This is a genomic window from Fictibacillus nanhaiensis, assembly GCF_049537595.1.
Classification (GTDB): domain Bacteria; phylum Bacillota; class Bacilli; order Bacillales; family Fictibacillaceae; genus Fictibacillus; species Fictibacillus nanhaiensis_F.
Genome location: NZ_JBMULM010000001.1, coordinates 1,928,229 through 1,952,532 on the forward strand (window position 1 = coordinate 1,928,229; position 24,304 = coordinate 1,952,532).

The window sequence follows — 24,304 nt, forward strand, 5'->3', positions numbered from 1 at the left end:
TCTTAATCCTCACCATCTCTAGAAATTCCTTACTTATAATATGGAAAAAGGAGCTTGAATAAGTCAAGCTCCTTTCGAGAATTATTAGCGAATTTCTTTAATACGAGCTGCTTTACCGCGAAGTGCACGTAGGTAGTATAGCTTCGCACGACGAACTTTACCACGACGAACTACTTCAAGGTTCGCGATCTTCGGTGAATGTAATGGGAACGCACGCTCCACTCCAACACCATAAGAAATTTTACGAACAGTAAACGTTTCAGAAATTCCTGATCCACGCTTCTTGATAACTACACCTTCAAAAAGCTGGATACGCTCACGAGTACCCTCGATTACTTTCACGTGTACACGAACAGTGTCACCTGAACGGAATTTTGGTAAATCTTTTAATTGATCTTTCGCTAGATCTGCAATAAGCTGTTGCATAGTTTATTGCCTCCCTTCCCATGGATGTTCTTGCTAAAATGATAGAAGCAGCGGAACACCGGATTAAACGGGCATAAGCCACAAACAATATAATACCATATAACTCAAACAGTGTTCAAGTTGTTTTATGATCTTTTATCTCATTAAGCCAAATTTCTTCTTCTTTTGTTAATTTGATTTTTTCTAGCAAATCAGGTCGACGTTCATACGTTCTTCTTAAAGACTCTTTTTTGCGCCATGTCTCTATATTCTTATGGTTTCCTGACATAAGCACATCAGGCACTTTCATACCACGAAAATCAGCAGGTCTCGTATACTGTGGATGCTCTAACAAACCTGTGCTGAATGAATCCTCTTGGTGAGATGCTTCTTTCCCAAGAACATTAGGAAGCAGTCTCCCAACAGCGTCAATGACGACCATAGCACCAAGTTCGCCACCCGTTAGCACATAGTCACCTATTGAAATCTCATCTGTCACAAGGTGCTTTCTAACACGTTCATCATAACCTTCATAATGACCGCATAAGAAAATAAGATGTTCTTCTTCTGCCAACTCTTCTGCTTTTCCTTGAGTAAACGTTTCACCTTGAGGACATAAAAGGATGATTCTAGGTTTTCCAGTTACCTCTTTCGTTAAATGTTCCACCGCGTCAAACAGAGGCTGCGGAGTGAGGACCATGCCGGCTCCTCCTCCGTATGGGTAATCATCAACATTCCGATGTTTGTTGGTTGAGAACTCACGAAAATCGATCACTCGAAGTTCAAGTGCATCCTTCTCTTGGGCCTTTTTTAAGATAGAATGACCAAAAACGCCAGAAAACATTTCCGGAAAAAGGCTTAACACATCTATTTTCATTAGAATAATCCTTCTAATGGCTCAATAACAATCTTTGAATCTTTTACATCCACTGATTTCACAACAGAAGGAATATAAGGGATAAGAATATCTGAACCGAATCCTTTTCTCTTCACTACCCAAACATCGTTTGCTCCAGGAGACAATATTTCTTTAACTTTTCCTAGTTCTTCACCTTCAACTGTGAAAACCGAGCAGCCGATAATATCATGGTAGAAAAACTCTCCTTCGTCTAATGAAACAGACTGATCCTTCGGTACTCTAAGAAGATTACCTTTAAATCGTTCAACATCATTGATGTTAGGTAGGTTTTCAAAAGTTAGAAGATCAAATTGCTTATGCTTTCTATGCGTTTCAATCTTTACAGGTATATGTTCTGATCCCATGTCTACATATAATGTGTTTCCAATCTTGTAGCGCTCTTCAGGAAAGTCAGTTCTAGAGATCACTCTAACTTCTCCTCTAATTCCGTGTGTATTTACAATCTTACCTACGTTCAGCCATTCATTTTCCATATTGATACACTACCTCCGTACAAATTAATCAGTTACTTATAATCTAAATTTTAGCATAAAACTCGATATGTATACTTTATAATAGGCCATTTCCGCAAACTTTGTTGCCCTTGAAAGTAGTTGATTTCCGTTCCAGGTGCTCGCTTTCCGCGGGGCAGGCGGTGAGCCACATTCGTACGTATTACTCTTAAGTGTCTCACCTGCCCGCCTGTCCCGCAGGAGTCTCGCACCTTCCACTCCAATCACCTATTCAAAGAAGACAATAAAAAAGACTTAAAAGCAACAGTCCTTTAGAAAACAGCCTTTTAATAAATCGTTACGAAACTTTGTTGAACATAATTTCTTGAATATCTAAAGTTATTTAAGTATTTTAATAAAGAAAAAAGGAAGAGGTTTCCCTCATCCTTTTTAGACGATTTCGATTGAAATCCTTTTATTTTGATTCGTACCTGCTGCATTCACAACAGTACGAATCGCTTTAGCCACTCTTCCTTGTTTACCGATAACTTTTCCCATATCCGTCTGGTTAACAGTTAGTTGATAAACAAGTCGGTGTCCTTCTTGAACCTCTTTGACGCTAACTTCATCTGGGTGATCAACTAGAGCTTTCACAATTGATTCGATCAACTCTGTCATATCTGTTCCCCTTCGTCAAAATTATTTTTGGTTTTTCGCGTTATGGAATTTCTCCATAAGACCAGCTTTTGAGAATAGGTTACGAACAGTGTCAGATGGTTTCGCACCGTTAGTCATCCACTCAAGAGCTTTTTCTTCGTTGATCTTAACTTCAGCTGGGTTAGCAACTGGGTTATAAGTTCCGATCTCTTCGATGAAACGTCCATCACGAGGAGAACGAGAATCTGCTACTACTACACGATAAAAAGGAGCTTTCTTAGCACCCATACGCTTTAAACGAATTTTTACTGCCATTATAACTTGCACCTCCGAAAATAGTTCACACAAAATAATATAATAGTATAAATTGACAGGTTTGTAAACCTGAAAATTCAGTTTACATAAAAGGGAATTTGAATCCACCTTTTTTCTTTTTGCCATTCATCATTCCAGACATTTGTTTCATCATTTTCTTCATGTCTTCGAATTGTTTGATGAGGCGATTCACTTCTTGCACCGTTCGCCCGCTTCCTTTAGCGATGCGGCGTTTACGGCTGGCATTGATAATCTCAGGCTGTTCTCTTTCATGAAGAGTCATCGAACGGATGATGGCTTCAACGTGACCGATCTGCTTTTCATCGATCTGAACGTTTTTCAGTCCTTTCATCTTGTTCGCACCTGGGAGCATGCCTAGTATTTCATCAAGGGGTCCAAGATTTCTCACTTGTCCCATCTGATCAAGAAAATCATCGAACGTGAACGACATATCACGCATCTTCTTCTGAAGATCTCGTGCTTTCTCTTCATCTACTGTGGTTTGTGCCTTTTCGATAAGAGTAAGCATGTCACCCATTCCTAAAATTCTAGAAGCCATACGATCGGGATGGAACGGCTCTAAAGCATCCATCTTTTCACCTAGACCTACAAATTTGATAGGAAGTCCGGTAACGGCTTTAATTGAAAGTGCGGCCCCACCGCGTGTATCTCCATCTAGTTTGGTTAATACAACACCAGTGATTCCTAACGCTTCGTTAAAGCTCTCGGCAACATTCACAGCATCTTGACCAGTCATTGCATCGACAACTAAGAAGATTTCATCAGGTTTCGAAATTTCTTTAACCTGTTTCAACTCATCCATCAGCGTTTCATCAATGTGTAAACGCCCAGCTGTATCAATAATGACATAATCGTGATGGTCTTCTTTTGCTTTTGCGATGGCCGACTCAGCAATTTTGACAGGACTTACTTGATCACCCATCTGAAATACAGGAAGGTCTAACTGTTTCCCTACAGTTTCTAATTGCTTGATCGCAGCAGGACGGTAGATGTCAGCTGCAGCCAGTAACGGTTTGCGATTTTGTTTTTTGCGTAAATGATTTGCAAGCTTTCCTGTTGTTGTTGTTTTACCAGCACCTTGTAGACCTACCATCATAATTACGGTTGGCGGTCGGTTGGAAACGGCAATCTTGCTTTGTTCCCCACCCATGAGGGTTGTCAGTTCATCGTTAACAACTTTTACTACCTGCTGTCCTGGTGTCAGACTCTTTAATACTTCCTGGCCAACAGCACGTTCAGATACTTTTTTCACAAAATCTTTAACTACTTTAAAGTTAACGTCCGCCTCAAGAAGCGCAAGGCGTACTTCCCTCATCATTTCCTTTACATCCGCTTCATTTACTTTCCCTTTTCCACGAATTTTTTGTAAAGTATTCTGAAGACGGTCGGCTAAACCTTCAAATGCCATCTCACTGAACGCCTCCTATTCCATATTTTCAAGGCGATCGATAATTGCAATTACGTTATCAGGTTCAGAATTCAGAAGCTCTCTTAAAGATGACAGCAACTGGTCACGTTCCTGAAACTTTGCAAAAAGCCCTAACTTTTCTTCATATTCTTCCAGCATCGCCTCTGTCCGTTTAATATTATCATAAACGGCCTGACGGCTGACATTATATTGTTCAGCAATTTCACCGAGAGAATAATCGTCCAAATAGTACAAACCCATATAATTCTTCTGTTTAGGGGTCAATAATGCTTGGTAAAAATCAAATAGATAATTAATTCTCATTGTCTTATCTAGCATTTTTCCACAACCCTTGTTAAGTGAAATGCCTTTACGTGAATACTATACAACCCATGGTTTTAGATGTCAAGTTTTTTTCTTAACACATTAGTTGGTAAAAGGGTGCTTGGAAATATGATGTTCATTTCTTGTTGAAAGTGTGTTCTAAACCGATTCGGTGAATTAGTGAGTCAGCGAGTCTCCTGGGTCCGTAAAAGACAATGAAAAGCGATACCTTACAGGGTATTTCAGCCGTATTATTAAGGATTAATCCACATAAAAGAGGCTCCAATCCAAAAATTTCGGTTATTTATCCTGGAGTTTTTGACTCAAATCCAAAAATTTTGAACATCTATCCGCGAGTTTGCAATTTTCGACAATCTTCAATGTTGCAATACCCCTCCTAAAACAAAAAAAGCCATCTAGCCCCCAAGTAAAGAGAGTTAAATGGCTTTAATAAAAGAATACAGTTTTACTCTGCGCCTTCTTCTTCCGTTCCTGCAAATAAACCATATACAAACTGATCAGCATCAAACTCCTGCAGATCATCAATTTTCTCACCGAGCCCTACAAACTTAACTGGGATATCTAGTTCGTGACGGATCGCTAAAACAATCCCGCCTTTTGCCGTTCCATCAAGTTTAGTTAAAACTAAGCCAGTTACATCTGTTGATTGACCGAATGTTTTTGCCTGATTCATTGCATTCTGACCTGTTGTAGCATCAACAACAAGCAAAACTTCATGAGGAGCACCAGGAATCTCACGTTCGATGACACGTTTCACTTTTGAAAGCTCGTTCATCAGATTTACTTTGTTCTGAAGTCTTCCAGCTGTATCACAAAGCAATACATCAGCCTTACGAGATTTAGCAGCTTGGATGCTGTCGTAAATAACAGCTGCAGGATCCGCTCCTTCATGATGCTTGATCACATCAACTCCAGCACGCTCTCCCCACACTTCAAGCTGATCGATCGCACCAGCTCGGAAAGTATCTCCGGCAGCCAATATTACTTTCTTACCTTCATTTTTTAACTGATGAGCCAGTTTTCCAATCGTTGTTGTTTTTCCAACTCCATTCACACCAACGAACAGAATAACGGTCATTCCATCAGTCTGTATGTTCAGCTTATTATCCCTTCCTTCTTTTTGAAGCATCTCAGCTAATTTTTCAGTGATCGCTGATCGAAGCTCCATTGGATCTTGAATGTTCTTTGTACGTGCAACATCTTTCAGTTGATCAATAATATCAAGTACGGTATGAACCCCAACATCTGCCCCGATCAAGATCTCTTCTAACTCTTCAAAGAATTCTTCATCTACTTTCCTAAAACGCTTTAGAAGATCGTTTACTTTAAATGAAAAAGAGTTCCTCGTCTTCTCTAGTCCACTTTTAAACTTTTCCGATGATTCCTCAGATTGCGGTGTTGAAAATTTTTCTTTTAATCGTTTCAAAAAACTCACTATCAATTTCCTCCCTATGATGTTACAAGTTCTTTTGTTTCTTCAAGCCTCACGGAAACAAGTTTCGAGACACCAGATTCCTGCATGGTGACTCCATATAGCACATCCGCTTCTTCCATCGTCCCTTTACGGTGCGTTACAACGATAAATTGAGTCTCTTTGCTGAACGCTCGTAAAAATTTAGCAAATCGGTTTACGTTCGCGTCATCAAGTGCTGCTTCAACTTCGTCTAAAATACAGAATGGAACAGGTCTAACCTTCAGGATTGCAAATAATAAGGCGATAGCAGTTAAAGCTCGTTCTCCACCAGATAACAGGCCTAGTTGCTGCAGCTTCTTGCCTGGTGGCTGCGCCATGATATCCACACCGGTTAAAAGCATGTCATCGGGCTGCGTTAAAACAAGGTCAGCTCGACCACCACCAAATAACTCTTTAAAAATAACACCGAAGTGTGAGCGAATAGAAGTAAAAGTCTCTTCAAACCGGTTCTTCATCTCTTCGTCCATTTCAGAAATCACGCCATAAAGAGTATCTTTAGCTTCTGTTAAGTCGTTTCTTTGATCTGTAAGAAAACCAAAGCGCTGGCTCACTCTGTCGTATTCTTCGATCGCCCCAATATTTACAGCTCCGAGCTCTTCGATCGCCATTTTGATCAGCTTTACTTTTCGTTTTGCGTCTTGAAGCGGTATCTCTAATCGATGTTTCAACTTCGCACCTTCGTATGAAAGTTCATATTCTTCTCTAAGGTGCGTAAGCCTTGATTCTAGTTCAACATCGAGGCGATTGATACTAACCTCTTCTGTTCGAAGGCCGTCATGAAGTTGTTTATATTGCCTTTTTGCCTCTTTTAATCCGATCTCCATACTTTCAATCGATCGGAAAGAATCTGTTCTTTCTTTTCTTCGTTCTGCAATTAATTTCAATGCATTATTCTTTTCATGTCTTCTCTGTTGTATCTGTTCATCAAGAGAATCCTCACCAGAAGAGCTTGAGTTCATCTCTTCTTCAAGAAGCCAATAATCTTCTTCTGTTTCTTTGCTCTTAGCTTCCACTTCGTAAAAATCTTCTTGAATTCTTAAGCATTTTTCTCGCTGATTGGCGACCTGCTGTTCGAGTTCGGCAGACTTGATCTTCAAAAGTGTTACCGCTTCTCTAAGTTCTTCTTTTGAACTCTGATTGTTCTTCTTCTTTTCAGTAAGGTCAGCAATCGTTTTTTCAAGCTCTTTCCCAGATTTCATGGCAAGATCGAGTTTTTTCTGTAGAGCTGAAAGACGTGTATCTGCAGCAGAACGCTCTGATTCATAGGAATTCTTTTCGCGATCATACAGCTGAAGTCTATCGTTTAAACTCTTCTCTTCCATTTCAACTTCTCGTAAAGAAGATCTCAGCTCTTGTTCTTGTTCTCTTAAAAGCTCTCCTTCCGATTGTAGAGACTCTAGTCTTTCTTTCTTCTTCGTTAGTTTTGATCGTAATTCACTAACTTTTGCCTCTAGTTGACGTGTTTGCTTCTCCATTGTTGCCACTTTGTCTGCAAGAGAATCAATCTCTCTTTGTCTACTCAATAGAGAGTTGCTTTTTTGTTTCAGACTTCCTCCAGACATCGAACCTCCTGGAGACACGACATCTCCTTCAAGAGTAACGATTCGGTAACGATAGTTCACTTGCTTAGCAATCTTGTTTGCACCCGCTAAATCTTTAGCGATGATAATATTTCCTAAAAGATTGCCTACAATGTTTTGATACTTAGGATTAAACGTAACAAGATTTGAAGCAACACCAACAAAAGCATCGATAGAGCTCGCCTGGTGAGCATCTGCATTAGAGATCTGACGCGGTTTAGTTACATTCAATGGTAGAAAGGTTGCTCTTCCTGCTCTTGTCTGTTTTAAAAATTGAATAGCTTTCATAGCGTTTTGTTCATGATCTACAACAATATGCTGCATAGAAGCGCCTAGAGCCGTTTCAATTGCCGTTTCCACCTCAGACGGTACTGATAAAAGTTCCGCTACCGCTCCTTCAATACCAGTGAGCTTTGTTTCTTTCGCTTTCAAAACCTCTTTAACGCCCTGCATGAAACCTGCGTATTCGTCTTGCATCGACTCTAGCATCTCTTTTTTAGAATTGAACTGCTGAATAAACTGATAAGCTTGATACAATTTATCTTGAAGTGTTCTCGTTTCCTGATCGTCGATTGAGATCTCTGATTTTAAAACTTGATATTCTTCTTGCTTTGTTTTTAATTGCGTTTCAGCTGCATGATAGGAAGCTTCAGCGTTCTTTTTTGTTTCTGATAATGCCTCTCTTTGTTTCAGGAATTTTGTATTCTCTTCGTCTAAACGAGTACTTTTGGAGCTCTGCTGTCTAGCCTGATCCTCTAAGTAACGCATCTCATTCTTAATCGTTGTTTGTTCGTTCAAGCGCTCGAAATAATCACTTTTTAATTTCTCTAGCTCTGCTTCAACGTCCATCTCGAGAACAGACAATCGTCCTTCTTCGTCTTTCACTTGCTTTTTTATCGTTTTTGATTGTTTTTCTTTGTCTCGTAATGAATCTTTCTCAGCACTAAGCTGTTTTCCCAACTCTTCTTTTTTTGCCTTGTAGAGCTGAATTTGTTCTAGAAGCGACGTTTTATTTTGATCGTAATTCTTTTTACGTTCTTTTAAGACTTCTTTCTTACCTTCTAGTTTTTCTAGTGTTTCACTAGCTAGAAGAAGAGCACTTTGCAGCTCATCGATCGATTCATCCATCGCTTGCATATCAAGTCTTGCTCTTTCGATCTTAGTCTCACCTTGTTTCACTTTTAGCGATAGGACCGATTCTTGTTTCTGTAGCTCTGCAACAAGTTCTTTTTGTTTTTCCCATCGAACGTGCAAGTCTTCGATCTCTTGAACGAGAACAGCCGTTTCAACGACCTCGAGCTCTTCTTTTTTCTCAAGGAAGTCCCTTGCGATAGAAGCTTGTATTTTAAGAGGCTCGACTTGACCTTCTAATTCATGAAGAATATCTTCTACTCGATTTAAATTTTCTTGCGTCTCAGTGAGCTTAGCCTCTGCTTTTTGCTTTCGGGTCTTGTACTTTAATACACCGGCAGCTTCTTCAAAGATCTTTCTGCGTTCATCCGATTTGCTGCTTAATATTTCTTCTACCCGGCCTTGTCCAATGATAGAGAAAGCTTCTCGCCCAAGTCCTGAATCCATAAACAGCTCTACAATATCTTTTAAACGACACTGTTGTTTATTGATCAAGTATTCACTGTCTCCTGAACGATACACTCTTCGTGTGATCGATATTTCATTATAATCAAGCGGCAGATGCTGATCTTCGTTATCTAAAGTAAGTGTAACCTCTGCCACATTTAATGGTTTTCGATTATCACTGCCAGCGAAGATAATATCTTCCATCTTAGAGCCTCGCAAAGACTTCGCTGACTGTTCGCCTAGCACCCAGCGTACAGCATCTGAAATGTTACTTTTACCGCTTCCATTCGGGCCAACAACCGCTGTGACCCCTTGTACAAATTCAACTTGTATCCGCTCTGCAAATGATTTAAATCCTGCTACATCAATTCGTTTGAGGAACATCATTAAATCCCCCTTTATTTCTCACATTATGCTTTCCCGTTTTGTAATTTCGGGCGCTCTATTTGAATTTCTTATGTATTTTATTCTTTAACCTTTATATTTTATCATAGATTCACTCACACATAGTCACAAAGATTACAGTGTGCTAAAATGAAATGTGTTTGAACTTAAAATATGTTGTAAGTAAAATCTCACATAAAGATATGTGGATAAAAAGGAGCCCACCATGGACTTAACGACTCAAAATCACGAGAACTTATCATTTATGATCGAAGGATTAAAAAAGAAACTTCAGCTTGTTAACAGCGGACTTATTCAACCCGAAGACTATGAACTGTCAAAGTACGATGACATTAAAGAGCTTTACGATATGGTCATGAAGATGCCATCATTCAGCATTCGAGACATGGAAGGCATCGTTGAAGAACTTGCATCTCTTAAAACAAAGTAATAGAAACCCCCTCACACGGCTAATCGCCTAATGTTAAGGGGGTTTTTTTTTAGCTCTTTTTAGAAACTCTCTCTATCGCTTCTTGTGCCGCATGTTGTTCAGCTTCTTTCTTGGATCTGCCATACCCGATTCCGAAACTCGCTTCATTCAGTCTTACCTCTGACACAAACTCTCGATTGTGTGCAGGTCCTTTTTCTTGAATGATTCGATAGTCGATATGACCTAATCCTTCACGCTGTACATATTCTTGTAACTGACTTTTAAAATCCATCACATGAGAAAAAGCACCCTCATTTATTCGTGGCACCACATACTGATTTAAAAACTCTTTAACTTTTTCGAGTCCTTGATCGAGATAAAGCGCTCCAATAAATGCTTCAAAAACATCTGCTAAAAGGGCTGGTCTTGATCTTCCTCCAGTATTTTCTTCACCTTTTCCCAATAAAACAAACTCACCAAAATGAAGGTCGTTTGCAAAGAGAACTAACGACGGCTCGCATACGATTGCTGCTCTAAGTTTCGTAAGCTCACCTTCACTCATATTTGTAAACTTGCTGTATAAATATTGAGAGATGGTCAATTCAAGAACGGCATCACCTAGAAATTCAAGTCTTTCATTATCCTCAAACGTTCTTCCTCGATGCTCATTCACATATGATGAATGCGTAAATGCTTGAGCTAACAATTTTTCATTTTCAAACTTAATGTTTAAACGCTCTTGTATCGGGGCTACTTTTTGAATGCGCACCTTGTCATCCATGCCCTTTTTGGAAGCAGATTTAAACCGATTTTTCACCGTTTTCTTTTGAGTTGAATGTTGTTTTGAACCTTTCATAAACTTCCTCCAAAAATCTCGTAAAAGGGCTATTTTGCTATTGATTTTTTTCCTGTTAAAAAGGGAAGAAAGCCCCGCTGTTCGCACGGGACTTTATCCGTCTTACACTTATTGTTTGCTGTTTATGTAATTTACAACGTCACCAACAGTTGCAATTTTCTCAGCATCTTCATCAGAAATTTCTAGTTCGAACTCGTCTTCAAGTTCCATTACTAGTTCAACTACATCTAGAGAGTCAGCACCAAGATCTTCTTTAAAGGAAGCTTCAGGCTTAACCTCAGATGCATCAACACCTAAACGGTCCACAACAATCTTTGAAACTCTATCTAAAACATCTGCCATTTTGTGTGTCACCTCCTTTCAATAGTATATTCTTTTTCCCATTAAAAAACTAGAGGGATTTGTAGTCATTGAAGGTTCTTTTCTTACATCACCATTCCGCCGTCAACATGAAGTGTTTGGCCCGTGATATAAGAACTAGCATCACTCGCTAAGAATGCAGCCGCTGATGCGATATCATCAGGCTGCCCAAAACGAGCGAGCGGAATGCTTCTAAGCATTTCCGATTTAATGCCTTCTTCTAGTTTACCAGTCATATCTGTTTCGATAAAACCTGGTGCGATGGCATTAACCGTGATTCCTCTTGAAGAGAGTTCTTTTGCAGCTGTTTTCGTTAAGCCGATCACACCTGCTTTTGCAGCTACATAATTTGCTTGTCCTGCGTTTCCAGATACACCAACAATAGAGGCAATATTAATAATGCGGCCTTTTCTTTGTTTCATCATCTGTCTTGTTACAGCCTTTGTAGTCAGGAAGACTCCTTTAAGATTCGTGTTGATTACTGCATCCCAGTCTTCTTCTTTCATTCTCATCAAAAGGTTATCTCTCGTGATTCCTGCGTTATTAACGAGAACGTCGAGACTTCCAAACTCATCAACTACTGTTTTGACCATGTTCGTAACATCTTCTGATGAAGAGATATCCGCTTTGATCGCAAAAGCAGTTCCACCGTTTTCTTTTATTTCCTTTACGACTTCATTTGCCTTCTCTTCACTTCCAGAGTAATTCACTGCTACTTTAGCGCCATTTTTAGCAAAATACAAAGCGATCGCTCGTCCGATTCCTCGAGAGGCACCTGTTACTAAAACTGATTTTTCATTAAGCATCCACAGACTCTCCTTTTAGTTTCTCAACTGCCATGTTAATCGTCTCTAAATCACTTACAGCTATTACGTTAGCTCTTCGATTCACCTTTTTAACTAACCCTGAGAGAACTTTCCCCGGTCCGATCTCAACAAACGTATCAACACCTAGATCCATTAACTCACGAACCGTTTCTTCCCAACGAACTGGTGAGTACAGTTGTTCGATCAACTTTTCTTTAATATCATCACGATTGATAATAGCTTTCGCCGTTACATTAGCAATTACAGGTGTTTTTGCTTCATTTATCACGATTTGATCTAATATTTCGTTGAATTTATCTGCAGCAGGTTTCATCAGGGAAGAATGAAACGGTCCGCTTACCTGAAGTGGAATCACTTTGGCTCCTTCTTCTTTGGCAAGGGCACTAGCTTTCTCAACTCCACCAACAGTCCCAGAAATAACGATCTGCCCTGGACAATTAAGGTTAGCGATCTGAACACTCTCTTCACCGTTAGAGACTTCCTTCGTAATTGTTTCTAATCGTTCTTGATCGAACCCGATCACAGCTGCCATTGTCCCTACTCCCGCAGGCACAGCTTCTTCCATGAGCAATCCTCTATTTCTAACCGCATAAACCGCGTCTTCAAAAGAAAGGCTGCCCGCAGCAACAAGTGCAGAGTATTCACCAAGGCTATGACCTGCTACGTAATCTGCTTGAATACCACGCTCTTTTAATAGTTCAAGAACCGCTGTTGATGCCGTTAATAATGCCGGCTGTGTGTTTTCTGTTCTTTTAAGAACATCTTCCGGTCCTTCAAAGATAATATCTGACAGGTTCATACCAAGTTTTTCATCCGCTTTGTCAAAAATAGCTTTTGCTGATGCTTCCTGTGATACTAGCTCTTTACCCATTCCTACTGCTTGAGAGCCTTGTCCTGGAAAAAGAAAAGCGATTTTCCCCATTCTTACTCCTCCTTGTTATCTTGGAATTGTACATGATTCTGAATCGTTGGTACCACGTTCTTCTCTATCATACTTTTGGTTTGTCTGATTGCATTCAACATCGCATTCGCGTTTGAGGAACCATGAGCTTTAATAACAGGTGCTGCAAGTCCGAACAAACCAGCTCCACCATACTCTGTATAGTCAAGTTTATCTTTTATGCCTCTTAATTTTGGCTTTAATACCCCAGCTGCTAGCTTTGAAGTTAAACTTGATGTTAGCTGTTCTTTAATCATCGAAAACATGCTCATAGCCGTTCCTTCGATCGATTTAAGAACCAAGTTTCCAGCAAATCCATCACACACAACTACGTCGGCTGCTCCCATCAGGAGATCTCTCGCTTCAACATTCCCAACAAAATTAATATCAGCTTCTTGTAGAAGTGGAAAAGCAGCTTTCGTTAGAGCATTTCCTTTTTCACTTTCTGTTCCAACGTTTAATAATCCTACGCGTGGTTTTTCGACACCTCGTACTTCTTTCCAATACACAGAACCCATCAATGCATATTGTAAAAGGTGCTCTGGCTTCGCATCCATATTAGCACCAACATCTAAGAACAAGAATCCATCACCGTTTAAAGTCGGAAGTGTCGGAGCAAGCGCTGGACGATCAATGCCTTTTATACGGCCAACATAAAACAACCCACTGGCCATCAATGCCCCTGTGTTACCAGCAGAAATATAGGCATCAGCTTTACCTGATTTCACTTCGTTTGCTGCTACTACCATCGAAGCATTCTTTTTTCGACGGACTGCTCGAACTGGCTCCTCTGATGTTTCGATCACTTCATCGGTATGGATGATCGTAAACGCGTGCTTTTCAGGTAGATGTTTTACGATTTGATCTTGATCTCCAACTAACGTAATCGAAAGCTCTGGATATTGTTCTTTCGCTAGCATTGCACCTTTAACGATTTCTGCTGGTGCATTGTCGCCACCCATTGCATCTATTGCGATATTCATGCTGATTTAACTTCCTTCCTTTGTATCTTGTGCAGATCTATACATGGTAAATTCACCTTTGAAAACAGGCTCATTCTCTACATAACTAGTAACTTCTACAATGGTTCTTTCTTGAGTTGTCTCTTTTACCTTCGCTTTTGCGACCACTCTCTCTCCTACCCGAACAGGTCGAGAAAACCGAATGTTTGCTTTGGCGGTTAATGCCAATTCATCATTTATGATCGCTACTGCCAACGAGTTCGCCTGAGCAAAAACGTGATGGCCCCTTGCAATCTTATTACGAGAAAATACATGTTCTTCTTTTATGTCTAATATAGAAATAGCGGATTCATCTAACTGTAAGTCAATGATTTCTCCGATGACCTCTTCAATCGGCAGTGCTTTTACATCATCCAGTTTAGTTTCTGCCACAGACTTTATTCTTTCTCTAAGCTCTGGAATGGAAAGTTCCAAACGGTCAAGTCTAATCGTCTGAACGCTGACACTAAACTTTTCTGCCAATTCTTCATCTGTTATAAAAGGGGTTAATTTTATCGTTTCCTTTAACAGCTCTTGTCTCTCTTTTTTTGATTTTTTCATAGTTTCTTCCTTCTTCCATACAAAGGTCTCATATATGAGAAAGATAGTGAGTAAAGATGCAGTGCGTAGAAAAGCAGGTAACGCCATTACAGCGTACCTGCTATTTATCTTTCTGCTATTAAGAGCTGGTACTAATAGTAGTATATAGTATCAATACTCTTCTTTCAAGATTAATCTAGTCTTTCTTTGTCGAGCACACCTTGCCTTGTTAAAACTTCTCGAATCGATCGATACGTCTCATCCCGCCAGAACTCTTCTGATTGAACGAGTCTAGCCGCATCGTTTCTAGCTGTTTCTAGAATCCGATAATCATGGACGAGGTCTGCAACTTTAAAGTTCGGAACACCGCTTTGCTTGTTTCCAAAAAAATCACCTGGACCACGAAGCTCAAGATCTTTTTCAGATAGCTCGAATCCATTCGTTGTCTCTGTCATAATCCTCATCCGCTCTTGACCTTCTTCAGACTTCGGATCTGCGATGAGCACACAATAAGATTGTTCGCTGCCGCGGCCAACTCGTCCTCTTAACTGATGCAGTTGAGAGAGTCCAAATCTTTCTGCGTCATATATGACCATGATAGTAGCGTTCGGAACATTTACCCCTACCTCTACAACCGTAGTAGAGACGAGGATCTGACAAACATTCGCTGCAAACTTTCTCATCACTTCATCTTTTTCAGTCGAATGCAATCTTCCGTGCATCAGACCTACTTCATACGTTTGGAAGTAAGCACTCAGCTGCGCATGAACGTCAATCGCATTCTGCACATCTATCTTTTCTGATTCTTCGATTAACGGACAGATCACATAAGCTTGTCTTCCAGATTCAATTTCTTTTTTAATAAAATCAAGAACACGATCTAACATGCCGTGTTTCGCCCAATGCGTGATGATCGGCTTTCTTCCCGCCGGCATCACATCAATCGTTGAAACATCCATATCTCCAAAAGCCGATATCGCAAGAGTACGAGGAATAGGAGTTGCTGTCATGAAGAGAACATCTGGACTCTCACCTTTTTCCCTTAATACTCTTCTTTGGTTAACACCAAACCGATGCTGCTCGTCTGTAATCACTAGACCAAGGCTTTTAAAATTTACTTCTTCTTGAATAAGGGCGTGTGTACCGACCATGATCTGGATCTCGCCTTGTTGTAAAAGGTTCAACGTTTCTCTTCGCACTTTCCCTTTAACAGAAGAAGTTAAAAGAGCTACTGTAATTCCAAACGGAGCAAAAAGCTCTTTTAACGATTGAAAATGCTGTTCAGCCAGTATTTCCGTCGGTACCATCAGTGCACCTTGTTTGTTAGCTGTAACTGCTGCATATAACGCTACAGCTGCCACTACTGTTTTACCAGAGCCAACATCACCTTGAAGCAGCCTGTTCATTCGACTCGTATTTGAGATATCTTTTAATATCTCATCTACCACCCTTTGCTGTGCATCTGTTAGCTGAAACGGTAAAGAACGAATGAACGTGTTTACTTGATCTCGATCAAACTTTAAAGCTGCTCCTTTAGATTGCTGTCTGTTCCATTTTCTGAAGATCTGCATCTTTAATTGAAAATACAACAACTCTTCATAAGCAAGCCTTCTTCTTCCTGCTTTTAACGCTTTAAAATCTTCAGGAAAATGCATCATCTTAAGAGCTGATTCTCGATCCGGAAGTCGATAAGATTCACGAATCTCTTGAGGAAGTGGATCCTCGATCTGACCAGAGAACTGGCGAAATGCCGAATCTATAATCTTGCGCATCGTTTTGCCATAGAGTGAGCCTTTGACCGAATAGACCGGTTCAATCTTATGATCATCATTGAATGTTCCAAAGTGAACATCACTGACGGTTAAGGTCATTTTATTTCGGTCCCATTTACCTGTTACCGTAAGTGTTTGTCCTAGAGCAATCTGATTCTTTAAGAAAGGTCGATTGAAGATTGTCGCTGTGATCAAATATTTACCGATCAACATCCTAAATGTTAAACGTGATTTTTTCTTCGGAAAATAACGCAGAGAAGGTTCAGAATGAACCTTCCCTTCAATCGTTGCTTTTTCATCATGCGCAATGTCCGCAAGATCTTTCTTTTGGTAATCTTCATACCGGTAGGGTAGATATTCTAACAGATCTTCAACTGAATGAATACCCATACTAGCCAGCTCTTCAGCCTTCTTCTCTCCAATACCGTTTACTGCTGTTATGGATTGATTCAGCATCGTTACTTCTCGTTCAGTGGGATGCCGAATATTTTTGCTTCAAGCTCTCTTCCTGTAGGTGTAGCTGCTAAGCCTCCAAGAGCTGTTTCACGGAGAGCAGATGGCATCGAGAGACCTATCTTGTACATCGCATCTATCACTTCGTCACAAGGAATACGGCTTACGACCCCAGCAAGTGCCATATCAGCCGCAACGATGGCATTGCTTGCACCCATCGCGTTTCGTTTTACACAAGGAACCTCTACTAAGCCTGCAACAGGATCACAAACGAGTCCTAGCATGTTTTTTAAAGCGATCGCCATCGCTTCGGCTGATTGCGAAGGAGACCCTCCTGCAAGTTCGACGATCGCGGCTGCGGCCATACCAGTAGCAGAACCTACCTCAGCTTGGCATCCACCTGCAGCACCAGAAATAGAAGCGTTGTTGGCCACTACAAAACCAAACGCACCTGCAGCAAACAAATACTCAATCATCTGCTCTCGAGTAGGATTTAATTTTTCTTTTAACGCAAACAAAGTACCAGGAACGACCCCTGCAGAACCAGCAGTAGGTGTAGCACAGATCGTACCCATTGCAGCGTTCACTTCATTTGTAGCCATCGCTTTACTTACTGCATCTAGCATAAGTTCTCCTGATAGAGATTTACCAGATTTAATATACGTTTGAAGAAGCTTTCCGTCCCCTCCAGTTAGACCAGAATGTGATTTCACATCTTCTGTAATTCCGCGCATGACGGCTTCTTCCATCACTCTTAAATTCCGATCCATGAACCCTAGAACTTCTTCTCTAGAACGCCCAGTAACATCCATTTCTTGCTGTATCATAATCTCTGAGATCTTACAATTTTTCGACTCAGCTAATTCTATTAATTCAGCTACATTACGAAACATACTTCTCACCTCTTAATCGTGTATCTTTACTACTTGTTGAACAATCGGGAGAGAATTTAGTTCATTTATGATGATCTCATCTGCATTCTGATCGATCTCAATAACCATCAATGCTTCTTTCCCTTTTTCTTTTCTTGAAACTTCCATATGACCGATATTGATCTCGTGCTTAGCTAATATGTTTGCCACTCCTGCTATCGCTCCATATTTATCATTATGAACGATCAAAAGAGCTGGATGATTTCCGGATAGACGCAGTACAAACCCATTAAGTTCGGTAATCTCAATTTTTCCGCCACCGATCGATATTCCGACGACTTCGATTCTGTCTGTCTCATCTCCAATGATGACACGTGCTGTGTTAGGGTGGTCAGTTATAGCATCCTCAGCTGTCATCTTAACCTTGATCCCTTCTTGCTTCGCGATTGTAAGCGCATCCACAATTCGAGTATCAAACGTGTCATAATCTAGGATTCCGCCAACGATCGCAACATCCGTTCCGTGACCACGATAGGTTTTTGCAAAAGAGCCATAGAACGATATGGTTGCGTATTTAGGTTTCCTGCCGAAAAGACTTCTCGCTACTCGACCGATGCGTGCCGCGCCGGCTGTATGTGAACTAGAAGGTCCAATCATAATGGGACCGATAATATCGAATACACTTTTATATTTCATGACGTTCTCCTTAAAGTTGCGTTTTTTCCCAAAAAAATAAGTATTCCCTCTTAACTTTATCACACTTTAAGTTTAAGAGAGAATACTTTTCATTTTTTACTCGACTGATAAGATGAAGGAATAGATTGGTTGCTTACCATTATGAATTTCAGCTTCCGCATCAGGATACTTTTCTTCAATAAACTCAGCAAGCTCCTGAGCTTCTTCTTCAGAGCTATCTTCACCATAGATGATCGTAACGATCTCTGAATCTTCATCGAGCATATTTGAGAGAAGTTCTTTTGTAACTTCTTGTTTGTCTGTCTTAGAAGTTAGAATTTTCCCTTCAGATATTCCCATAAAATCACCTTTTGCAATTTCAACACCATCGATCGATGTGTCACGAACTGCATAAGTAACTTGTCCTGACTTTACAGAAGTAACCGCTTCGTTCATCTTCTTTTCATTCTCAGCCATATCAGCTGAAGGATTGAAAGCTAATATAGAAGCGATGCCTTGTGGAACCGTTTTTGTGCGGATGATTACAACTTCTTCATCAACAACACTTGCAGCTTGTTCAGATGCCATGATGATATTGCTGTTGTTTGGAAGGATGAACACTTTCTCAGCGTTAACCTCAGCAATTGCTTTTACGATATCTTCTGTACTTGGGTTCATCGTTTGCCCACCTTGGATAACCGAAGCCCCCATCGATGAAAACATCTCTTCGATTCCTTCACCCATTGCAACTGTAACGATACCATATTCCTTTTTCTTCTCAGAAGCAGGTTGTGAGTACGAAGGGATTACTTCGTTCTCGCTCTCTAAAATCGCTGAGTGCTGTTCACGCATGTTTTCGATCTTGATATTGATCAAGCTGCCATAACGATGTGCAAGTGTTAGCATGTTACCAGGTTGTTCCGTATGGATGTGTACCTTTACTACATCTTCATCAGCAACGACTAGTAAGGAATCACCATGTTGACTTAACTCATTACGGAAGTTGATCTCATCGAATGGATTACTTTTGATCTTTTTATCTTCGAACCTTACCATGAACTCTGTACAATATCCAAAATGGATATCTTCCGTCTTCATGTGCATCTGTGCTTTATGATGCTCTGCGTTAACAAGGTCACCCATCGAAGGAGCGTTTACTGAAACCTTTGGCAGTTCTTTGCCTTCTAGTACAGCTAAAAACCCTTCATAGACAGTGACCAACCCTTGTCCACCAGAATCAACAACGCCGACTTCTTTCAGAACTGGCAGTAGATCTGGCGTACGGTTTAAGGAAGCTTTCGATTCTTTAACAAGCTCTTTCATAATGTATAGAATATCGTCTGATTTTTTAGCTTCTTTAACTGCTTTTTTTGCAGCGTCTTTAGCTACAGTTAAAATCGTACCTTCTACTGGTTTCATAACAGCTTTGTAGGCAGTTTCAACACCTTTATCAAATGCATTGGCAAATTCTGCAGCGTTAATCGTCTCTTTTCCTTCGATTGATTTAGAGAATCCTCTAAACAATTGTGAAAGGATAACACCAGAGTTTCCGCGCGCTCCCATCAGTAAGCCTTTTGCAAAAGCACTGGCAACAACACCGATTTGATTAGAAGTGTTTTTTTCTACTTCTTTTGCACCAGAAGTAATCGTTAAATTCATGTTCGTTCCTGTATCACCATCAGGTACAGGGAAAACATTAAGTGCGTCGACCATTGCTGCATTTCTTGTTAAATTTGAAGCACCCTCGAGTACCATTTTTGAAAACTTTTTTCCATCTAATACTTTTAAAGACACAAAACTTCCTCCTAACTAAGGGGTTGTCACCCTGACACCCTGAACGTAGATATTGACTGAGTCAACCGCCAAACCAAGCATTTGATCCAGGGTATATTTCACTTTGTTCTGAACGTTATGAGCCACTTCAGAAATCTTTGTTCCATAACTAACGATGATATACATATCAATATGTACTTCATCTTCTTCTTGTCGAACAACGATCCCTCGGGAGAAATTTTCACGTCCTAAAAGCTCAGTTATTCCATCCTTTAATTGCTTCCTTGATGCCATGCCAACAATTCCGTAACAATCGATTGCGGCTCCACCGGCGATAGTTGCAATTACTTCATTAGAAATATCAATTTGACCATAGGTTGTTTTCATTTCAATGGACATGCTTACATCCCCCTTTAATTTGTTAAATGGCTAACAAATATTTTACTATATATCAGCCTATTTTGAAAGGACTACTACATTTCACACTATGTAAATAGTATTGTCAAGGAAATTTACTTGAAAACCTTTTACGAATATGTTGCATTGCTTCTGAAGTCATGCTAATATTATTTAGTATTTAACATACGATTGAATTGATGCAAAGCTTTTTTGCTGTAAAGGAGGTTCACCTACATGGCTCGTAAATGTTTTATTACTGGAAAAGGACCTAAAACTGGTAACAAGCGTTCTCACGCAATGAACAAATCAAAGAAAAGCTGGGGAGCTAACGTCCAAAAGGTTCGTATTCTTGTGGACGGAAAGCCTAAACGCGTATACGTATCTGCTCGTGCCCTTAAATCTGGCAAAGTTGAACGTGTATAAATAAAAACAGCAGCAGCCGCTGCTGTTTTTTTCTTTGTCCAAAAATTTCTTTGATGACCAAAATAGATTCAAGTAGACAGTATATTAAAAAAAGTCGACAGTAAAGCTGAAAGCGGACAGTATTTTCTTTAAACTGGACAGCAAATCTTTAAAACTAGATAGTATTTTATTCTATAAAAGATGCTTTCCAAAATATTTTTCTTCCATTCATGGAAAGCGTGCAACCTGGAGCGGAAATCAACTACTTACATAGAACCCCTCATAAAATACAAAACAAAAAAAGCGCACAGGCGCTTTTTTCGTTTGTTATCCTTTTTTGAAAGAACCTAAGACGGCACGTACGAAGCCTCCCAAGAATTTAGGAAGTTTAATGGTATAAAATTTCATCTTACCCCTCCTCCAGGCCCATAAAAAATGATAAGAGCTAAACATAAATACTTTATTCCCCTTTTTATAAAAAGGTGCTTTGGGGGCCTGTATTCCGTGATTTTTTAATCACGGCTCTTTACCATCAATATTATGCCGGAGTCAAAAGAATAAGTACCACTTTTATTTACAAGCTCATTGGAAACACATAATGATGAGCCAGCCTGAAGGTTAGCTTGTTCTAACGGATATTTAAAACCATCTAAAGTTATACCTGTCACTTCTTCACTTTGAGCCAGAAATGAGATGTATGAATATCGATGATCCTGCTCAATATCATAGCATCCCGGTAAATGTAAGGAGATCTCATTCCTAGTATCCAAGATTCTTACATCTGCCCGCACTTTCAGACTTCTATTTAATAACTGGATGTTCATCAGTTCATGATCTAGCCTTCCGCCAGTAGCACCGAATATGAGTATTTGTTCAGGATTTTGTTTCAACGCCCACTCTAGTGCTAGCTCCATGTCTGTAGCATCTTTTTCAGATTGATATTGATTCACTTTTATTGAAGAATTCATTATGCTTTTTCTCTCTTCATTAGAAACAGAATCAAAATCTCCAAATGCATGCTGTGGAAAGATGCCATTTCTCAATAAGAAGAGCGTTCCTCTGTCGACTCCAATCCAAATATGATCTGTTGAATGATCGTATGGCTTGAGATCAGGTATCAAACGCTCAGGACCTCCTGCAACGATGGTTATTCTCATGCTGCTTGATGGCGACCGTTATGAGCAGCATGAAGTAGTTTCGGAGCTGTATTCGTTAAAAGAATAACAACTAGCGCAGTAATTCCGAAAATAACAATCATGAAAGATCCGTTGTATAAGAATGAATAAAGCCATATGTTCATCTCTTCTGCTAGATCACTAAAAAAGATAACCCCTGAAAAAACGTGCGAGATCGTCCTTAACAAGCATCCTACGAAAATTCCAGTAACCATCAAGAACGTTCTCTTGCTCGCACTTTGAGTGATAGACGGCGCAAATGCCCCAGCAACACCTGCTAAAGCAAATGCTAAAGGATAGTCTAGGATCATCTGTGCTGGATGGATCACGTAAGGGTTCACAAGGAGTTGTAGGAGTCCTACCGCTAACCCCGTGAGAACACCTGCTTTTAGCCCTCTTCTAAATGCCATTAAAAAGATTGGAACCATCTCTAACGAAACAGAACCACCTTGTGGCCATGGACCAGCAAACTTAATTAACCCTAAGATCAATGATAATGCAGACATGATAGCGATTTCTGTTAATAAAGAAATATTGTTTGTTTTCATTCAAGATAACCCCCTATATTCTTTCTTCCTGTTACCAAAAAAACAAAAAAAGCAACCGGCATGTGAGCTCGGTTGCTTTTGAGATATACATTCAAAAAGTCATACGACTCCACATCCCTACGCAGGTATGATCCAGCTTCAGGTTCAAAGGGTCGGGAGAACACTCCCCTCTCAGCCCTTTAAAGGACTCCCCCTGTGGTTGCTTATTTTATTTTCTGTAATCAATTATACACCACGAATGGCTTCTATTGCACCCTTTAAATCTTTCTTCCCATAAATGGCAGAACCAGCAACTAATACATTCGCACCAGCTTCAACACATAGACGAGCTGTTTTTGGATTCACTCCACCATCAACTTCAATCTCAACATTCAATCCTTGTGTTTTTACGAGATCAGACACTTCTTTAATCTTAGGGACTACACTCTCAATGAACGCTTGTCCTCCAAAACCAGGATTTACTGTCATCAACAATACAAGGTCAACATCTTGAAGGATATGTCTGATAGAGTCGACTGAAGTAGCTGGATTAATAACTACACCCGCTTTTACTCCATGTTGTTTAATAAGTTGCACAGTTCGATGAAGATGTGGTGATGCTTCTACATGCACAGAAATAATATCTGCACCAGCTTTTGCGAATTCTTCAATATATCGATCTGGATTTTCTATCATAAGATGTACATCTAATGGAAGCTTCGTAAATGGTCGAATCGCTTGAACAACAAGTGGTCCGATCGTGATGTTCGGTACGAAATGACCATCCATCACATCAACATGAATATAATCCGCACCTGCTTCTTCAACAGCTTTTATATCATCGCCTAACTTTGAGAAGTCAGCCGAAAGAATGGAAGGAGCTATTTTAATCATCAGTACCTCCGTTTTTGATCTTTAATTTCTTGTAAAAAGCTTACGTAGTGGTCATAGCGGAACTTTGGAACGACTCCATCCTCTACTCCTTTTTTAACCGCACATTTTGGTTCCGACGTATGCGAGCACCCTCTGAACTTGCAATCTCCACGAAGCTCGTTCATCTCTGGAAAATACATTGATAAGTCTTCTGCTTCAATGTTTAAGAAGTCTAACGAACTAAATCCAGGCGTGTCAGCAACTAATCCATTACCGAATAGAATGAGTTCCACGTGACGAGTCGTGTGCTTCCCTCGGCCTAAATGGCTTGAGATCTCGTTTGTTTCAAGCATTAACTCTGGATTGATCGCATTTAAAAGTGAAGACTTACCTACACCAGATTGCCCTGCAAAGACGGTAACTTTATCCTTGAAAAGAGGGTAAAACATTTCAAGGCTATCATCTGTTTTCGTTGAAGTTGGAATGACTTCGTATCCCAGTGTTTTGTACGCCTCAATATAGTGGTTGATCTCCTCGATCTCATCAGGTTTCTGTATAAGGTCCATTTTCGATATACAAATAACAGGCAAAATATCGTTCGCTTCGATGTGAACTAGGAAACGGTCTAATAAAAGCGTGCTAAAATCAGGTTCAGTAGCTGAAAAAACAAGAATAGCTTGGTCTACGTTCGCGATAGGAGGACGAACTAATTCGTTTCTGCGTTCCTTCACATCAAGAATGTATCCATCTGTTATATTGCTTGACTCGTATTCTACCCAGTCCCCTACCAACGGATTTACTTTCTTTTTGCGGAAATTCCCTCTTCCTCTGCATTGGAAAACTTCAGCTTTCCCATTTTCCTTAACGTAATAAAAGCCGGCTAGCGCTTTAACAATTCTTCCTTCAGGCATG

General features: G+C 40.1%; 27 protein-coding genes and 1 riboswitch. Of the genes, 2 read left to right on the forward strand and 25 right to left on the reverse strand.

Annotated elements, in window-relative coordinates; translation table 11 throughout:
• Window positions 1-84 precede the first annotated feature (84 nt).
• The 9 genes from rplS to smc form a co-directional block, all read right to left on the reverse strand.
• Window positions 85-426: a 50S ribosomal protein L19 gene (rplS, locus tag ACOZ9X_RS09700; RefSeq protein WP_066393605.1), complete on the reverse strand. Its 342-nt coding sequence runs from the start codon at window positions 424-426 to the stop codon at window positions 85-87.
• A gap of 115 nt (window positions 427-541) precedes the next feature.
• The gene (gene trmD, locus ACOZ9X_RS09705; protein WP_423417980.1) at window positions 542-1,282 is read right to left on the reverse strand and encodes a tRNA (guanosine(37)-N1)-methyltransferase TrmD; all 741 of its coding nucleotides are present in this window, start codon (window positions 1,280-1,282) and stop codon (window positions 542-544) included.
• On the reverse strand, window positions 1,282-1,797 hold the full coding sequence (rimM, locus tag ACOZ9X_RS09710) for a ribosome maturation factor RimM (protein ID WP_423417981.1): 516 nt from the start codon (window positions 1,795-1,797) through the stop codon (window positions 1,282-1,284). The genes trmD and rimM overlap by 1 nt, the downstream gene beginning before the upstream one ends.
• Before the next feature lie 408 nt (window positions 1,798-2,205).
• Window positions 2,206-2,433, reverse strand: coding sequence for a KH domain-containing protein (locus tag ACOZ9X_RS09715; RefSeq protein WP_066393598.1), 228 nt, complete (start codon window positions 2,431-2,433; stop codon window positions 2,206-2,208).
• A 21-nt stretch (window positions 2,434-2,454) separates the two neighbouring features.
• On the reverse strand, window positions 2,455-2,727 hold the full coding sequence (gene rpsP / locus ACOZ9X_RS09720; protein WP_066393596.1) for a 30S ribosomal protein S16: 273 nt from the start codon (window positions 2,725-2,727) through the stop codon (window positions 2,455-2,457).
• Window positions 2,728-2,809: 82 nt separating this feature from the next.
• Window positions 2,810-4,156: a signal recognition particle protein gene (ffh, locus tag ACOZ9X_RS09725; RefSeq protein ID WP_197220772.1), complete on the reverse strand. Its 1,347-nt coding sequence runs from the start codon at window positions 4,154-4,156 to the stop codon at window positions 2,810-2,812.
• A 15-nt stretch (window positions 4,157-4,171) separates the two neighbouring features.
• Window positions 4,172-4,495 carry a putative DNA-binding protein gene (locus ACOZ9X_RS09730; RefSeq protein ID WP_066393591.1) on the reverse strand — a complete coding sequence of 108 codons (324 nt, stop codon included), beginning with the start codon at window positions 4,493-4,495 and terminating at the stop codon, window positions 4,172-4,174.
• 451 nt (window positions 4,496-4,946) lie between these two features.
• The gene (gene ftsY, locus ACOZ9X_RS09735; protein ID WP_423417982.1) at window positions 4,947-5,936 is read right to left on the reverse strand and encodes a signal recognition particle-docking protein FtsY; all 990 of its coding nucleotides are present in this window, start codon (window positions 5,934-5,936) and stop codon (window positions 4,947-4,949) included.
• Between the two features lie 14 nt (window positions 5,937-5,950).
• Window positions 5,951-9,517: a chromosome segregation protein SMC gene (smc, locus tag ACOZ9X_RS09740; RefSeq protein ID WP_423418261.1), complete on the reverse strand. Its 3,567-nt coding sequence runs from the start codon at window positions 9,515-9,517 to the stop codon at window positions 5,951-5,953.
• 226 nt (window positions 9,518-9,743) lie between these two features.
• Here smc and ACOZ9X_RS09745 point away from each other — a divergent pair, with 226 nt between their 5' ends.
• On the forward strand, window positions 9,744-9,968 hold the full coding sequence (locus ACOZ9X_RS09745) for a DUF1128 domain-containing protein (protein WP_205726084.1): 225 nt from the start codon (window positions 9,744-9,746) through the stop codon (window positions 9,966-9,968).
• A gap of 49 nt (window positions 9,969-10,017) precedes the next feature.
• On the opposite strand, the gene rnc is transcribed toward ACOZ9X_RS09745, so the two are convergent.
• The 11 genes from rnc to ACOZ9X_RS09800 form a co-directional block, all read right to left on the reverse strand.
• The gene (rnc, locus tag ACOZ9X_RS09750; protein ID WP_423418262.1) at window positions 10,018-10,728 is read right to left on the reverse strand and encodes a ribonuclease III; all 711 of its coding nucleotides are present in this window, start codon (window positions 10,726-10,728) and stop codon (window positions 10,018-10,020) included.
• 183 nt (window positions 10,729-10,911) lie between these two features.
• A complete protein-coding gene (gene acpP / locus ACOZ9X_RS09755) occupies window positions 10,912-11,145 on the reverse strand; it encodes an acyl carrier protein (RefSeq protein ID WP_066240701.1) in 234 nt (77 codons plus the stop codon).
• 83 nt (window positions 11,146-11,228) lie between these two features.
• Complete coding sequence (gene fabG / locus ACOZ9X_RS09760) at window positions 11,229-11,969, reverse strand: 3-oxoacyl-[acyl-carrier-protein] reductase (protein ID WP_144700825.1); 741 nt, start codon at window positions 11,967-11,969, stop codon at window positions 11,229-11,231.
• Complete coding sequence (gene fabD / locus ACOZ9X_RS09765; RefSeq protein ID WP_423417983.1) at window positions 11,962-12,912, reverse strand: ACP S-malonyltransferase; 951 nt, start codon at window positions 12,910-12,912, stop codon at window positions 11,962-11,964. Before fabD ends, fabG begins: the two co-directional genes overlap by 8 nt.
• 2 nt (window positions 12,913-12,914) lie before the next feature.
• Window positions 12,915-13,913 (reverse strand): phosphate acyltransferase PlsX, encoded by a 999-nt coding sequence (plsX, locus tag ACOZ9X_RS09770; protein WP_423417984.1) that lies wholly within the window; start codon window positions 13,911-13,913, stop codon window positions 12,915-12,917.
• A gap of 6 nt (window positions 13,914-13,919) precedes the next feature.
• Window positions 13,920-14,492, reverse strand: a complete 573-nt coding sequence (gene fapR / locus ACOZ9X_RS09775) for a transcription factor FapR (protein WP_423417985.1) — start codon at window positions 14,490-14,492, stop codon at window positions 13,920-13,922.
• Between the two features lie 170 nt (window positions 14,493-14,662).
• Complete coding sequence (recG, locus tag ACOZ9X_RS09780) at window positions 14,663-16,699, reverse strand: ATP-dependent DNA helicase RecG (protein ID WP_423417986.1); 2,037 nt, start codon at window positions 16,697-16,699, stop codon at window positions 14,663-14,665.
• A gap of 2 nt (window positions 16,700-16,701) precedes the next feature.
• On the reverse strand, window positions 16,702-17,589 hold the full coding sequence (gene sdaAA / locus ACOZ9X_RS09785) for an L-serine ammonia-lyase, iron-sulfur-dependent, subunit alpha (RefSeq protein WP_423417987.1): 888 nt from the start codon (window positions 17,587-17,589) through the stop codon (window positions 16,702-16,704).
• Between the two features lie 12 nt (window positions 17,590-17,601).
• A complete protein-coding gene (gene sdaAB / locus ACOZ9X_RS09790; protein ID WP_423417988.1) occupies window positions 17,602-18,264 on the reverse strand; it encodes an L-serine ammonia-lyase, iron-sulfur-dependent subunit beta in 663 nt (220 codons plus the stop codon).
• A 96-nt stretch (window positions 18,265-18,360) separates the two neighbouring features.
• On the reverse strand, window positions 18,361-20,037 hold the full coding sequence (locus ACOZ9X_RS09795; RefSeq protein ID WP_423417989.1) for a DAK2 domain-containing protein: 1,677 nt from the start codon (window positions 20,035-20,037) through the stop codon (window positions 18,361-18,363).
• Between the two features lie 15 nt (window positions 20,038-20,052).
• Window positions 20,053-20,415, reverse strand: coding sequence for an Asp23/Gls24 family envelope stress response protein (locus tag ACOZ9X_RS09800; RefSeq protein WP_066240675.1), 363 nt, complete (start codon window positions 20,413-20,415; stop codon window positions 20,053-20,055).
• Window positions 20,416-20,649: 234 nt separating this feature from the next.
• Here ACOZ9X_RS09800 and rpmB point away from each other — a divergent pair, with 234 nt between their 5' ends.
• Window positions 20,650-20,838, forward strand: coding sequence for a 50S ribosomal protein L28 (rpmB, locus tag ACOZ9X_RS09805; protein ID WP_066240673.1), 189 nt, complete (start codon window positions 20,650-20,652; stop codon window positions 20,836-20,838).
• A gap of 306 nt (window positions 20,839-21,144) precedes the next feature.
• Here rpmB and spoVM read toward each other — a convergent pair whose 3' ends face one another.
• The 5 genes from spoVM to rsgA all read right to left on the reverse strand — a co-directional run bounded on the left by spoVM (window position 21,145) and on the right by rsgA (window position 24,303).
• Complete coding sequence (spoVM, locus tag ACOZ9X_RS09810; RefSeq protein ID WP_007202502.1) at window positions 21,145-21,225, reverse strand: stage V sporulation protein SpoVM; 81 nt, start codon at window positions 21,223-21,225, stop codon at window positions 21,145-21,147.
• Window positions 21,226-21,329: 104 nt separating this feature from the next.
• Complete coding sequence (locus tag ACOZ9X_RS09815; RefSeq protein WP_423417990.1) at window positions 21,330-21,974, reverse strand: thiamine diphosphokinase; 645 nt, start codon at window positions 21,972-21,974, stop codon at window positions 21,330-21,332.
• The gene (gene thiT, locus ACOZ9X_RS09820; protein WP_423417991.1) at window positions 21,971-22,540 is read right to left on the reverse strand and encodes an energy-coupled thiamine transporter ThiT; all 570 of its coding nucleotides are present in this window, start codon (window positions 22,538-22,540) and stop codon (window positions 21,971-21,973) included. Before thiT ends, ACOZ9X_RS09815 begins: the two co-directional genes overlap by 4 nt.
• A 97-nt stretch (window positions 22,541-22,637) precedes the next feature.
• Window positions 22,638-22,744: riboswitch (TPP riboswitch) on the reverse strand.
• A gap of 21 nt (window positions 22,745-22,765) precedes the next feature.
• Window positions 22,766-23,413 carry a ribulose-phosphate 3-epimerase gene (rpe, locus tag ACOZ9X_RS09825; RefSeq protein ID WP_423417992.1) on the reverse strand — a complete coding sequence of 216 codons (648 nt, stop codon included), beginning with the start codon at window positions 23,411-23,413 and terminating at the stop codon, window positions 22,766-22,768.
• A complete protein-coding gene (gene rsgA / locus ACOZ9X_RS09830; protein ID WP_423417993.1) occupies window positions 23,413-24,303 on the reverse strand; it encodes a ribosome small subunit-dependent GTPase A in 891 nt (296 codons plus the stop codon). The genes rpe and rsgA overlap by 1 nt, the downstream gene beginning before the upstream one ends.
• Window position 24,304 lies beyond the last annotated feature (1 nt).

Excerpts from the sequence above, each read along its gene's own strand:
- ACOZ9X_RS09730 (WP_066393591.1), bottom strand. The coding sequence starts at position 4,495 with ATGCTAGATAAGACAATGAGAATTAATTATCTATTTGATTTTTACCAA.
- fapR (WP_423417985.1), bottom strand. The coding sequence starts at position 14,492 with ATGAAAAAATCAAAAAAAGAGAGACAAGAGCTGTTAAAGGAAACGATA.
- ACOZ9X_RS09800 (WP_066240675.1), bottom strand. The coding sequence starts at position 20,415 with ATGTCCATTGAAATGAAAACAACCTATGGTCAAATTGATATTTCTAAT.
- ACOZ9X_RS09815 (WP_423417990.1), bottom strand. The coding sequence starts at position 21,974 with ATGAGAATAACCATCGTTGCAGGAGGTCCTGAGCGTTTGATACCTGAT.
- ffh (WP_197220772.1), bottom strand. The coding sequence starts at position 4,156 with ATGGCATTTGAAGGTTTAGCCGACCGTCTTCAGAATACTTTACAAAAA.
- acpP (WP_066240701.1), bottom strand. The coding sequence starts at position 11,145 with ATGGCAGATGTTTTAGATAGAGTTTCAAAGATTGTTGTGGACCGTTTA.
- ACOZ9X_RS09715 (WP_066393598.1), bottom strand. The coding sequence starts at position 2,433 with ATGACAGAGTTGATCGAATCAATTGTGAAAGCTCTAGTTGATCACCCA.
- rnc (WP_423418262.1), bottom strand. The coding sequence starts at position 10,728 with ATGGATGACAAGGTGCGCATTCAAAAAGTAGCCCCGATACAAGAGCGT.
- sdaAB (WP_423417988.1), bottom strand. The coding sequence starts at position 18,264 with ATGAAATATAAAAGTGTATTCGATATTATCGGTCCCATTATGATTGGA.
- thiT (WP_423417991.1), bottom strand. The coding sequence starts at position 22,540 with ATGAAAACAAACAATATTTCTTTATTAACAGAAATCGCTATCATGTCT.
- smc (WP_423418261.1), bottom strand. The coding sequence starts at position 9,517 with ATGTTCCTCAAACGAATTGATGTAGCAGGATTTAAATCATTTGCAGAG.
- ACOZ9X_RS09745 (WP_205726084.1), top strand. The coding sequence starts at position 9,744 with ATGGACTTAACGACTCAAAATCACGAGAACTTATCATTTATGATCGAA.
- rplS (WP_066393605.1), bottom strand. The coding sequence starts at position 426 with ATGCAACAGCTTATTGCAGATCTAGCGAAAGATCAATTAAAAGATTTA.
- fabG (WP_144700825.1), bottom strand. The coding sequence starts at position 11,969 with ATGCTTAATGAAAAATCAGTTTTAGTAACAGGTGCCTCTCGAGGAATC.
- spoVM (WP_007202502.1), bottom strand. The coding sequence starts at position 21,225 with ATGAAATTTTATACCATTAAACTTCCTAAATTCTTGGGAGGCTTCGTA.
- rpsP (WP_066393596.1), bottom strand. The coding sequence starts at position 2,727 with ATGGCAGTAAAAATTCGTTTAAAGCGTATGGGTGCTAAGAAAGCTCCT.
- recG (WP_423417986.1), bottom strand. The coding sequence starts at position 16,699 with ATGCTGAATCAATCCATAACAGCAGTAAACGGTATTGGAGAGAAGAAG.
- plsX (WP_423417984.1), bottom strand. The coding sequence starts at position 13,913 with ATGAATATCGCAATAGATGCAATGGGTGGCGACAATGCACCAGCAGAA.
- trmD (WP_423417980.1), bottom strand. The coding sequence starts at position 1,282 with ATGAAAATAGATGTGTTAAGCCTTTTTCCGGAAATGTTTTCTGGCGTT.
- rpe (WP_423417992.1), bottom strand. The coding sequence starts at position 23,413 with ATGATTAAAATAGCTCCTTCCATTCTTTCGGCTGACTTCTCAAAGTTA.
- fabD (WP_423417983.1), bottom strand. The coding sequence starts at position 12,912 with ATGGGGAAAATCGCTTTTCTTTTTCCAGGACAAGGCTCTCAAGCAGTA.
- rpmB (WP_066240673.1), top strand. The coding sequence starts at position 20,650 with ATGGCTCGTAAATGTTTTATTACTGGAAAAGGACCTAAAACTGGTAAC.
- rsgA (WP_423417993.1), bottom strand. The coding sequence starts at position 24,303 with ATGCCTGAAGGAAGAATTGTTAAAGCGCTAGCCGGCTTTTATTACGTT.
- sdaAA (WP_423417987.1), bottom strand. The coding sequence starts at position 17,589 with ATGTTTCGTAATGTAGCTGAATTAATAGAATTAGCTGAGTCGAAAAAT.
- rimM (WP_423417981.1), bottom strand. The coding sequence starts at position 1,797 with ATGGAAAATGAATGGCTGAACGTAGGTAAGATTGTAAATACACACGGA.